9 protein-coding genes are annotated in these 12,027 nt (G+C 54.7%); all 9 read right to left on the bottom strand.

The window, feature by feature from the left end:
- Nucleotides 1–51: 51 nt before the first annotated feature.
- Nucleotides 52–1,101, bottom strand: a complete 1,050-nt coding sequence (locus tag I8U17_RS07820) for an SIS domain-containing protein (RefSeq protein ID WP_198059239.1) — start codon at nucleotides 1,099–1,101, stop codon at nucleotides 52–54.
- On the bottom strand, nucleotides 1,101–2,120 hold the full coding sequence (locus tag I8U17_RS07825) for an ROK family protein (protein ID WP_198059240.1): 1,020 nt from the start codon (nucleotides 2,118–2,120) through the stop codon (nucleotides 1,101–1,103). Before I8U17_RS07825 ends, I8U17_RS07820 begins: the two co-directional genes overlap by 1 nt.
- A 49-nt stretch (nucleotides 2,121–2,169) precedes the next feature.
- Nucleotides 2,170–3,462, bottom strand: a complete 1,293-nt coding sequence (locus tag I8U17_RS07830) for a neutral/alkaline non-lysosomal ceramidase N-terminal domain-containing protein (RefSeq protein WP_033099709.1) — start codon at nucleotides 3,460–3,462, stop codon at nucleotides 2,170–2,172.
- Between the two features lie 109 nt (nucleotides 3,463–3,571).
- Nucleotides 3,572–4,807: a DegT/DnrJ/EryC1/StrS family aminotransferase gene (locus tag I8U17_RS07835; RefSeq protein ID WP_198055776.1), complete on the bottom strand. Its 1,236-nt coding sequence runs from the start codon at nucleotides 4,805–4,807 to the stop codon at nucleotides 3,572–3,574.
- A 30-nt stretch (nucleotides 4,808–4,837) separates the two neighbouring features.
- On the bottom strand, nucleotides 4,838–6,559 hold the full coding sequence (locus I8U17_RS07840) for a polysaccharide deacetylase family protein (protein WP_198055775.1): 1,722 nt from the start codon (nucleotides 6,557–6,559) through the stop codon (nucleotides 4,838–4,840).
- Between the two features lie 386 nt (nucleotides 6,560–6,945).
- Nucleotides 6,946–8,085 (bottom strand): GNAT family N-acetyltransferase, encoded by a 1,140-nt coding sequence (locus I8U17_RS07845; protein WP_198059241.1) that lies wholly within the window; start codon nucleotides 8,083–8,085, stop codon nucleotides 6,946–6,948.
- A gap of 101 nt (nucleotides 8,086–8,186) precedes the next feature.
- Complete coding sequence (locus I8U17_RS07850) at nucleotides 8,187–9,908, bottom strand: DUF4091 domain-containing protein (RefSeq protein ID WP_235281591.1); 1,722 nt, start codon at nucleotides 9,906–9,908, stop codon at nucleotides 8,187–8,189.
- Nucleotides 9,909–9,947: 39 nt separating this feature from the next.
- The gene (locus I8U17_RS07855; protein ID WP_198059242.1) at nucleotides 9,948–10,850 is read right to left on the bottom strand and encodes a Gfo/Idh/MocA family protein; all 903 of its coding nucleotides are present in this window, start codon (nucleotides 10,848–10,850) and stop codon (nucleotides 9,948–9,950) included.
- The gene (locus I8U17_RS07860; RefSeq protein WP_198055772.1) at nucleotides 10,843–12,024 is read right to left on the bottom strand and encodes a Gfo/Idh/MocA family protein; all 1,182 of its coding nucleotides are present in this window, start codon (nucleotides 12,022–12,024) and stop codon (nucleotides 10,843–10,845) included. Before I8U17_RS07860 ends, I8U17_RS07855 begins: the two co-directional genes overlap by 8 nt.
- Nucleotides 12,025–12,027: the final 3 nt, after the last annotated feature.

The raw sequence follows: 12,027 nt of genomic DNA on the forward strand, positions 1-12,027 counted from the left end.
GGGCTTGCCGAATTTTCGCTCTTTGTACCCGCCGTCTCCAGTCCAGATAAGCTAGTTTTTCAACAAGACCACTTTATCCAGATTTCTCGGCCTGTCGGGATTCAGCCCCAAATCCAGCGTTCGGTAATAAGCCAGCAGCTGCAAAAACGGCAGATAAAGGACACCCCGGGCGAGATCTGTGAGGCCGCTGTTCAGTTCAATTTTGATATCGCATTGAAAATCTTCCAGCCGATCGCCGATGACCAATGCATTGGCACCAAATTTCCGCACATCTGCGACAACATCCCGTTCGTAAGGCCGGATCGACTGGCTGCTCAGCAGGATGACCCGGCATTTTTCATCTAACACGGAAATCGGGCCATGCCGGAATTCGAGCGGATTAAATGTCTCGGAAAAAAGTTGCGTCATCTCTTTCAACTTCAACATTCCCTCATTGGCCAAGCCGAACTGTGCCCCCATCCCCAAATAAATATAATGGCTGAAATTCCGGTCTTTTCCGATATCCTTCGCCAGCGGCTCCACCCTGGCGATCACGTCTTCCCCGATTTCCGGCAACCGTTTTAATTCCCCCAGATATGCTTCATCTCCCGGCAGAATCCCCGCCAGCAGCTGTGCGGCCAGCAACATATTGGTAAAAGAACCAGTCATCACCACGCTGTTTTCCTGCACGTGCGACAAATGAAACACCGTATCCGCCTTATCGGCCAATTGGCTGGAAGGCCGGGTGGTGATGGCGAAACAATGGGCCAGCTTGTTCTGCCGTGCAAATTCAATTGCCCGGACAACTTCGGTAGTATTGCCCGAGCGGGAGCAGCCGACCAGTATCGTTTTTCTTTTTTTGGAAAATACGGAACCCGGGTTGAGAAACACTTCCGAAGCAGGCACCGACCAGGCGGGAAGTCCGGTTTTTTCCTGAAAAGCAGCCGCGGCGGCGATCGAAACATAGTAGGAGGTTCCGCAACCGGTAAAAATCACTTCCTCGGGCTGAAGTGCGGCAAATGTTTGTTTTACCTCATCCGCCCGGGACAATGCCATCCCGATTGTCTGCCTCCACGTCTCCGGTTGCCGTTTAATCTCTTGATAAGTGTGTGTTTGCACCATCATTTCTCCTCCCTATTTCCATTTCGTTGGTGCTGATGCAGCTGAGCGGGTGATGCCTCCTCCAATCTTTGCCTGGCAAGAAGCCCGCTGCCGATCACCCCGGCATCATCCAGCAATGTGGCCGTCCGTATGGTCAGACGCGCCCAATATCCTTTGTAAACAAAGCGCTTCAACTCCTCCCGGGCCGGGTGCAACAACCGTTCTCCCGCCCGGGCAACTCCCCCGCCGATCACGATCACATCCGGACTGAACAACGACACGGCATACGAAAGCGCCTTGCCCAATAACTTCCCGGTATGCTGCAGTACCTCGACTGCCACGGCATCACCGGCATCGTATGCTTTGGACACATCGGCCGCCGTGATTTTGCACAGATTTTCACCCGGAAACCACGACTGCAAAAGGCTTGATTTTCCATTGGCAATCGCCTCGCGAACCTGCCTGACGATGCCGGTGGCCGACGCAACGGTCTCCAGGCATCCGTACATGCCGCAAGCACAGGGAGCCTGTTCTCCGTCCATGCGAATATGACCGATTTCGCCTGCCATAAACCCGCTGCCGTAATACATCTGCCCCTGGTTGACCATCGCTGCGCCGATCCCGGTTCCGAGGGTAATGGCCAGCACATGATCATAACCCCTTCCGGCGCCTCTGATCGCTTCACCAAATGCGTACATTCTCACATCATTGTCTGCGAAAACCGGAATATTCAGTCTGTTTTGAAGCAACTTCACCACTTCGACATCCCGCCATCCCAGATTGCCGGCGAACCGCACCAGCCCGCGATCCGGATCGACCAGGCCGGGATTGCCAATGCCAACGGCCAGCACCTGTCCGGGAGCGATTTGTTCCGATGCCAGAAGCGACTTCACCATCCGTGCGATCTTGTCAATCACCTGTTCATAACCCAGATGCGCTTCGGTAGGCTCCTGGATTTTGTGAAGAAGATTGCCTCTGCCGTCCAACAGGCCACAGACGGTATTTGTGCCGCCTGCATCGATCCCCACCAGAAATTTCACGGTTTTATCCTCCTGCCCGGAATCCTTTACAGGAAATGAACTCCCCCGTTTATTTTTCTTCTATCAGATTGAGAATGGCCGAATAAATCTCCTCTTCGATCGAAGGGGCAAACGGAGCGGGCAACCCGAAGTACAACAGCGAATCCCGCGCTTCATAGCCCCCTTCCGCCACCTGCCCGGCTGTCGGCACATAACCGATCATCCCGTTACTGTATGGAACAGGCAGCACAGAACCGCCTAACTGCCGTTTGACAAACAGCCCGTATTCCACTACGATCTCCGCGTTCATCGTCAACAGTGACAATCCTTCCACAAGCTTCAGCCAATTGATCTTCAGCGGGATGCCGGGGCGAATCCGTTCCGGTTCCTGCAACAGCAATCTCGCCCATTCCCCTATCACGGTCGGCTGATCTTTCACCTGCTCCAACTCGGCCGTTGTCGGCAACTTCTGAAAAGGCAAAGAAATGCTGGCCGTTCTTCCCGTCAACCGGCAAGGCCGAAGCGATTCCATCGGTTGCTGCAAAAGGCGGATCGCCTCATTGGCAAGTGTGTTCCCCAGCATGGCGACTTCTTTCCTGCTTCCCCGATAAAATCGCCCTGACCTGACCAACGCGGGACGGATATCCCCGCAACATCCCTGCAAAAAAGCGGCCACTGCCTCCGCGTCCAAACTGCGCTCGATTTTTTCCATGGCCACGCCGGGATACTCGGGAGAAACGAAATTCTCTTCCGTTGTGGTCGGATGACAGGTAAAGTGAACAAGCACCGCTTTCGTCTGCCCTGACCGGGTATAAAAGCGCACCACATTCACTTCGGGATCAGCCGGCCCGTCCGGATTGGGGGCCATTTCCATCCTGCCGCCGATCCGTTTGCGGCGATGAATGCCGAAATGACACTCCCCTCTTCCCCGCTCCGCCATCACGGGTTCGACCCTGCCGGCTGCCGCTTCAATTCCCGCGAAGACCCGTTCTTCCAGCCTTTCCATATACCCGGAATCAGGTTTGCCCAACGAAGGGGTAAAGCGATAAGTGGTCTGCGGGGCGGAATGGGTATGAGTGGCATGCAGGATCACAAACGGTTCCCGGATTCCCCACCTTTCTGCCAACCGGTGTTGCAACCTTGCCGTCAATTCCTGGCCCCACCAGATAATGTCCGCCGATACGAGCACTGCAGCCCGTTTCCGGCCCGGGATCTCCTCTTGTTCAAAAAACAAAATTCTGGCGTAGAGGGGCTGCGATATTCCGTCAAAAGGCCCGGCCCGTTTCATAAAACCGGCCAAAGGAACCGGTTTGAGCGGAGTGATGTCCACTTTGGCCGTTCCCAGTGCCAGCATCGCCCTCATTCCGTTTCTCCCGCGCCGACGTTCCCGCCGCCCCTCATCCTCTTGATCGGCGCAGCCCCCTTGCATTCATTTCCCATGGCGCTACAATTCAGAATCATTCCGCTCCCCCTCAATGCGCGTACCAAGATGCCACTTTCCCAACCGCCTCAATCATCTCCTCGATATCCTGTTCGCTGAAAAACTCACTGATGCCAACGCGAATCGCCGTTTGCAAAATCTGCTCCGCCGTCGGACAGAGCCCCCTAGGGTAAGCAACATCGGACAGGTCAAACGGGAAATGACTGTTCAGGTAAGCCTGCCTCTTTTGAAATAGCGGCTGCAAATAAATCACTTCGGGAATATAGCCCGGCTGGTTGGGAATCCCTTCCGCTGCCAATGCCCGGGAAAACTCTTCGCGGCTGCAGGAGAGAGCTGACAGATCGAGGCGGAACATGTAAAACCAATAGCTGGACCAGCCGCCTTCGTAAACCCGGGGAGCCTGCACCCCCGGCAAACCGCGGATGCCTTTGCTGAGACGCTCCCCATATTGATGCCTTCTCTCACAAATCCAGGGAAGTTTCCTGAGTTGGGCGACACCGACCGCGCCTTGCAATTCGGTCATCCGGTAATTGGGGGCCAGATAGGACAGATCCCGCTGCACCTGTCCGGCGAAACGCTGATAATTCTTGTCGGCAAAAGCGTGAACGACGCGATACTCCTCCTCATCTCCCGAGTTGACCGTCACGATTCCCCCGTCTCCCGTTGAGATATGTTTGAAATCGTTCGTGCTGAAACATCCGTAATCCCCGATCGTGCCGACCAGCCGCCCTTTGTACCGGCTCAGATAGCTTTGTGCGCAATCTTCAATCACCTTCAAATGGTGTTTGCGGGCAATTTCCATAATCGGATCCATATCGCAGGGATTGCCGGCCAGATGGACGACCAGAATCGCCTTGGTCCGTGAAGTGATGCGGGACTCGATTGATTGCGGGTCCATGTTGTACGTATGAGGATCGACATCGGCAAACACCGGAATCGCATTCTGATAAAGAATCCCGATTATCGTGCCCTGGTCGGTAATCGGGCTCGTGATCACCTCATCTCCCACGCTTACTCCGGCCGCTCCCAGCGCCACGTGGATGGCAGCCGTACCGGAAGAGGTGGCCACACTGTATTTCACGCCGTACAATTTATTAAAATCGCGCAAAAACTGCTTTACTTTTTTTCCGTGATGGTAAAACAGCGTATTTTGTTCCAGCGCCTCCATCAGCTCTTTCTCTTCTTCCACGCCAAAACGTTTGCCTGTGCCAAACGGCGATGTCTTCACTTTCGGTCCGCCGTGCAACGCCAACCTGCGTTTATTCATTGCGGATCTCTCCCATCTTTTTTCGTTGTCTCACCGGCTTTGATTTCTGCCCCCCGCTTTGACAGTCACCACTCTCCTGACGCAGGGTACCCCGAATTTCATTACCGCAGATCCGTCTGAACGGCGTAGATGAGAGCGGGGAAGAGGAACCCATATCACCAGATCGTCCAGGTCGGTGTCACTGGACAGGCAAACAGAACCGTCTGCGTTCATGCCCTCGATCCGGACTCTGCGGCGGGCCCGTTCCCAATCGTTGATCTGTTTGCCGGTCAAGAAGACGAATCCCCGTTGTTTTGCCTCGGCGACCACTTTGCGCAAGGCCTCGCGCACCAGCGGCTGCCGGTAAATATGAACCTGATGGAACAGAAAATGGGCCACCCCCTGCACACGTCGCACCTGCTCGAGAAACGGGACGATCAGGCTGCTGTCAGCCAAACGGAAATGATCGAGATCCTGTGTCAGGAAGCCGATTTCCAGCACGTCATAGATGCGGTTTCTCTCATCTGACCAGGCGATCGGAAAATAAGGATGGCATGTGCCAAACAAGAAACCGACGTTTCCTTTTTTGCTGGGCCCCCTCGTCTGATCGGACATAATGCCGCAGGCTTCGCACCAGCGAAACAATTCTCCCCAGCCTTCAAAACGGGTATAGTGATTCTTATTGGAAGTGACCGTCTCAAGACCCGTCTCCTCTTTCAACCAGCGGAGCTGACGCCGGAATTCCGCTTGATCCCACTTGCCACCGTCCTGCTCCAGCGCGTTGTAATGAAAGGCCAATTCATGATCGGCCGCCCGCACCTTTTGATAAATACGAGGGCTGTATCCCGGTTCGAGCATGCACCATGTGGATTTCACCCCACACTCCTCAAGCACGGAAAGGGTGACTTCGGCCGACTCATCCACATTCAGGTCACTGTCATGGGAAAGCATCGCCACATGCGAGATTCCGGCGGGCCAGTACCCGAGAAAAGGCAATGTCATCCCCCGGCCAGTCACTCTCCTCAACAAATGGCTGATCAGGACTTCTCTCCACCAATCGGCATACGGCCAAGCAAAATAAGGAGTTCCGGATTCCGTTCTCCGGCGGTCCAACTCCCAGTCCATTTCACTGCGGTCGTCCGCTTTCAGGATTCCGTCATCAACAGAACCGGTTCCGTCCGGGGCGGGAATTCCGTCTTCGATCACCGGCCCTCTCCCCTGCTGAAGCCCGACAACCGTCTCTCCGATCTCCACGGCCCAGCGATCGATCACACCTTTGCCCACCCGAAATTGGAGCAAAGCGGCCCCGCTTTCCTCTCCATGCGGCTCATCCCTGAAAACCCGGCCGATCCCGCGGCAAAAATGCTCATTTTTTTCCACAGCGATCCAGGGAGCAGCCTGCAAAAACCTCAGCGGCCTCATGGCCCCCCATTCCGCCGGCAACTGCACATAACCCGGGCCCAGCGTCCTTCCTTCGGAAAACCCAAGCCGTCCGGCAAGGCAGGAAAGCCTCCCGCAGGCTATCACCGTCCCTCCCCGTTCGGCAAAATTCCAGATCCCGGAAGCAGTTTCTGCATCTTTGCGTTCCAGGGCGACAATCAAAACATCGAGAGATTGTTCAGACAGCTGTTCCACCCCGTCCACCCATTTGAACGGGATCCCCGCATGAGCCAAAATTTCGCCGATATAGGCCTGAAAAACATTCAACCCGTATTCCCACCGGCGCACAGCCGCCTTCCGGTCCAGTAACACTCCTACACGCGCCATGTTCATCGCCAAATCCACCTTTTGCATGAAATTAACATCGGCAAGCCGAACCGGGCCCCTCTTCCCGTCCGAGGCTCCCGACAGTTGATCCGGTTCCTTTTCTCTCCTGATTTTGTTTGTCTTTCCGTGAGTTATATCATTCTGTAAATATCGATTTTATACAATAAATTAATACATGTATTATACTTGTATTATAAAATTAGGAAAATAAATTGTCAATTTATTCAGAATTATAAAGATTCCAAATCCACCTGTCGTGACAAATTCTGCAAAAGAGAGACTTCTAAAATTCGGTAAGTTTTCCCGGCTTCCGTGAAAAGCGGCATGAGCGGCCTGGGACTGAAACATCTCCTTCCGCGCCTGATCTCATGTACGCTCTTTTCCGCCGATTCCTACACATAGTTCAGCCCGCCGGCATAGGGAAACGGAACCGGGAACAATTTCTGCACGGCCGATCGAAAACCCGGCTTGCCCGTATCATGCGGTTCGGGGTCAAACAACAGCGACGCGAACGAGCGGATATCGAGAACATCATCCTGACCGTTGCAGCTGATCCTGATCCGGCCGTCCGGCTGCTGCCAAACCCGCAAACTTTCACCTGAGCGCCGGTCTTTCTCACACAAATAAGGCCGGAGCTGACTGATCAGCCTTTCCGGATTGATGATGCGGACGGTTCCCAAATTTTGCTCGGATTGATGCTGCGCGGGAGACAAGGCCTCAAGCAGCTCCGTTTCGTACCATGGAACCGGTACATCCAACCGGCCGATTTGTTCAGACCGGAACACATGAGCAAGCGTTCCTGCAATCAGACGGGGGTGACCCGCCCATTCGATGGCAAGCGCCGGCTGCTCCGGATTTGGTTGATCAGGAACGCCCACTGTGACAAAAGCGTCCGCCCGCCCTTCCCGCTCTGCGACCCACACCTTGTGATGTAGCTTAAGGCAATCGGCCATCGCCCGGGCCTGGATCAGGTTGGCTATATCCCAAAGGCTCTGCTCGTAACAAACTTCGCGCAGCCCGGCCAATCTTGCCAACGAAAACCAATCCGCCGGTTCCAGTTCCCTGAACCGGACATTTGCCATCTCCGGTTTCCTGGCGATGACAGCTGCGGAATCCGGGTCGATGGTAAAACGGGAAACCGCTCCGAAGCGAACACAATCCATTCGCCTGTACAACGGGCCATAGCCGGACACCAGCAACAGGGAAGCTCCCGCTTTGTCTACATGAGACAAAAGGCAATGCAAAACCGCACCGGCATAGCCTTTCCCGCGATATTCCGGGTGCGTGCAAACCGAACCGGCAGAATACACGGACAATCGCGCCGAACCGATCCGGACTACGGAAGGAACCAGCCCCACAAATGATACCAGTTTCCCCTCCGCAAACGCACCGAACGACTGCCGGAGGCTGGAAGAAAACACCTGGGGAAACGATTCAACCATCGACCTCCGGCCGGATTTGCGGAAGATCCGGTCGGAAAGTTGAACAGCCTCTTTCAGTTCATCCGTTTGGAGCAAACGAATATCCGGCATGGAAACACTCTGCTGCTCCTCCGCCTTTGGCAGCAGATTTTCACCTCTTTTCCGAAAAATTTGCAGGTCAGTATGCGGGATTTTTTTCCCGAGATTCAATGTCAGAGATCGCCGATCAGGCGGTCATAATCGGACGGCTCCAAACTGTACAGCTCCGTGTTTTTCTTTCGGGCTTCCGGGTGCAGCTCGCCGGCATCCCGAAAACGGAACACCCGGTTCAACAAATTTTCCACTTTTTCCGACTGTCCGGAGCGCTTCAAAAGCTGCATCAATTCATAATCCCGAATGCCTCTTTGCAGCCATTTGTAGCGAAGTGAAAGCAACGGTTTTCCGGCAGCACCGGGATAGACGAAGTTCATGTCGCCGGCTTTCCAGCCCGGAGCGCGATAGGAGAGTTTCTCCAGTGGACTTTCCGGCCAAACCGTGTAATTCCAGCGCAAAAAGCCGTCCAGCTGCAATTTCTCCACCAACCAGGGGATCACTCTGCTTTCCAGTGGCGGAGAGGAGAGAAAGGTGTTGGGAAAATCAGGGTAACAGCAAACGTAGAAAAGTATCTTTCCCGGAAGTTGCCTCTTCAGATCCAGCAGACGGGTGTATTCGGCAGCGACACAATTCAAGATCGGGACATAATCATGAATGGGTCCCGGATTTTTTTGAATAAACTCGGTGCGATGAATGGCCAACTTATAGCGAAAAGACGGAGCTGCTTCCTGCAACGCGGCCAATTGCTTCTGAAAGAGGGCAAAATCTTTTGGCTCGTCGGCCAGGACACGAACCCGTTCGATCCACCCCTTGTCGATCAAATGGTGATGCAGGGCCTGAACATATGCGTCAAAATCGGCCCGTTTGCGGATAAAGCGGAAGGTGCACGAGCTTTGGTCATAATAACGGATCCGCACTCCATCCGGGTGATCCGCCATCACCGACCCGTAGCCCGCCTCCTCGTCCTGCCAAATGCCCAGCAACCCGAACAGTTCGATCTCCGCGGCAATGCCGTGTTGTTCCGCCATTTGCACATAACGATCCAACGCGGAAAAATCATAAGAAAACCGACCATTGGTCTCCCGGGTGATCCGCACCATGCTGTACTCGAACAAATCGGCGGGTTCCCGATCCCGAAAACTGTATTGCCCCGACCATGGGATTTCCGAAACGACCGCCGTGACCGCCTTCTGTCCCAGCTGGGCCAGGCTGTGCAAATAACGATCCAAAATGGCAAAATGTTCGTCCGACCAAAGAGGCACCTGATACCTTCTGGCAATGTTTGCATTATGTTGCCACAGGTCAAGATAAAATTGGTATTCCTTCGGTTCAGGCAACATCCAATCTTTCACAGTGAGGGAAAAGGAACATTCACCGGCCGTCCTTTCATCTTCAAACAGAGTGTGGCTGTACAAACGGATCTTCCCATGATAAATTCCGGGCCGGGTATCCTCCGTCGCGTGGCACTCCACCCACACAGCCTGAATTTTTCGCCGCTCCACAAATAACGAACTTTTCTCCAGCAACACGTCAGATTTTAAACAGCGGTCATCATCTTCGACCAGGCCGATCAATTTAACTTCCAGTTGCAACGGGGCATCCAGTTCGACATCAAGCCGGATGACCGGCAGCGGTCCTCCTTTCCAAAACTGGGGATCTGTGCTGACGGTAAGAAGAAACGGCTCATCTGCGGCGACCAAAACCTGAAAAGCCGCGCTGTCCCTCCGGCAGCAGGCAAGATCCACGTGCCGGACGGCCGTATCCCGTTGCGCTTCCAGCCAATCATTATGCCCCCAACTGTATCGGTAGAACATCGAAGCCAGACCAAAATTCAACAACACTACACCGCCTCCCCTTTGCCGCCATGGATCAGGTGTCCGTTATAATGACACCTTTCTTCCTGTCTGCCGGCTTTCATTCACTGCCTCAATAAAGCGGATTATCTGCCACGTCTCCTCCGGGTCGACAGGCGGCTTCCCCGTCACAAACATCTCCATGATCCGCTCAAGCAGACTGGCATAATAAGGTTTTGCGCCGGAGTTCACATCGACGTACTGCGTTCCCGTCTGACGGTGAAGCAAGGCGCCAAATCCGTTGTTTCCCTTGCGGTTGCCGCGAACGGTGCCGATGCGGCCGTCCTTCCAGAGTCCCACCGCCATCTCTTGCCCGTCATTGCTGATCGCGGTGACATCGAGGCAACCTTTTCCCAGGATGGCAAACAGCATCTCAACCGGATGAATGCCGTACCAGAAGAGTCCCGGCTGTGTCGGTTCCAGCGGCATCGGCCCATAGCAATCCGCTCCGAAAACGGCTTCTTGCCCGCCGTCAGCGAGCGCAGTCGTCAACGCTTCCGCGTAGCGCAGGGCAGAACAGCTCATCAGTGGGACGCGATGTTCTGCGGCCAGTTCAAGCATGGCACGGGCATCAGCAGAATTGAGGGCCAAAGGCTTATCAATGAAAACCGGTTTCCCGAATGGCACGATTTTTTTGAACTGCTGCAAGTGCACCCGCCCATCGACAGACTCCAGCAAAATGGCATCGCACTGCTCGGCTGTGGCTTCCGGTGTGGCGGTGATGCGAACGCCAAACTGATCGCGAAGTTGACGTGTGTAACCCCCGACGCGCGAAAAACTGAGTTCAAAATCGGGCGTACCGCCCGGAAAAGCTGCGACCACCCGGCCTCCCGGCACATGATGCGGATGATCCGGATCATTCAGCAATTGGGTGAAGGCCGTAACATGTGAAGTATCGAGGCCGATGATGCCGATTTTGATTTCAGGCATGACCTTTCCCCTCCCCGGAATCGTGCGCGCGAACTCCCCCTGGCCAGAGAATCGGCTGAAACGTATTGGTCCGCGCAGACTCCCGTGCTTTCAGGCACATCCATGCGCTGAGCAAACCCGCATCCAGCGGGGCGCTCGACTTCGCCTTTCCCTTCATCACCTCGATGAAATTGCGGGCCAGTACCGCATCGCCGCCAAAATGACCTGCCTCTTCGGTCAATTCATAAGTTTCAACCCGCGGTGAATGGTGCATGTAAACCTTAATCGCATTGGCATAAAAATCAAACTCCAGCGTCCCTTTATAGCCAAGCAGACGGGCACCCCGGCTGGCAGCCTTTCGCCGGGCATAGAAATTTTGCGTATAGACTGCGTGCATCCCCGTCTCATACCGGATCAGCGCGCTTCCGGAATCCTCGTTTCCCGTATCGACGGCAAAACAGCAGTATTCGCCTGCCGGCGTTTCGTGCGGCAACTTGCGGATATGGACCGTACTGTCCGGGCAAATCTCCCGTTCATCGCATTCGGCACATTTCAAACCGGCCGGTTTGTTCCCCTTGAAAACCTGTTTGGACGTCATGGCGCAAACCATCGTCGGCTGCAACCCCAGCAGATAGTTGATATAATCAAAATCGTGGGTGGCCTTCTGCAAAAAGAGCCCGCCCGTTTCCTGCTCGTCACGATACCAGTGGTGATAATAGACACCGCCGTACGGGACATTGTTCACCGCCTGCACGTGTTCGACCGTACCGATTTTTCCCGAATCGACAATCTCCTTCACCAACTTGAGCAAAGGCGCTGCCCGCAGCGGAAAAGAGACGACCACTTCGGTTGCCGAAGACTCAAACCCCTGCTTGAGCCGGAGCAAATCCTGCTCATTGGTGGCCACCGGCTTCTCCAGAAACAAGGGAATTCCCTTCGGCAAAACGCGCAAGGCCATCTCCGCATGACGGGAACAGCGGGTCCCGATCAGGATTCCGTCCAGCTCCGCCTCCTCTGCCATCGCTTCCGGGCTGTCAAAAAAAGCAATGCCTTCCGCCCGGTCTCCCATCTGCTGTTTGATTTCACCGTTGCGAATATCGTTGATGGCCACAACGCGGCAGCGTGGATCGATTTTGCCGATTTCGGCCAAGATGTTTTGAATTCTCCTTCCGTACCCGATCACTCCCAACCGCAAGCT

This window comes from Thermoactinomyces sp. CICC 10521, assembly GCF_016055135.1.
Taxonomy (GTDB): Bacteria; Bacillota; Bacilli; order Thermoactinomycetales; family Thermoactinomycetaceae; genus Thermoactinomyces_A; species Thermoactinomyces_A daqus.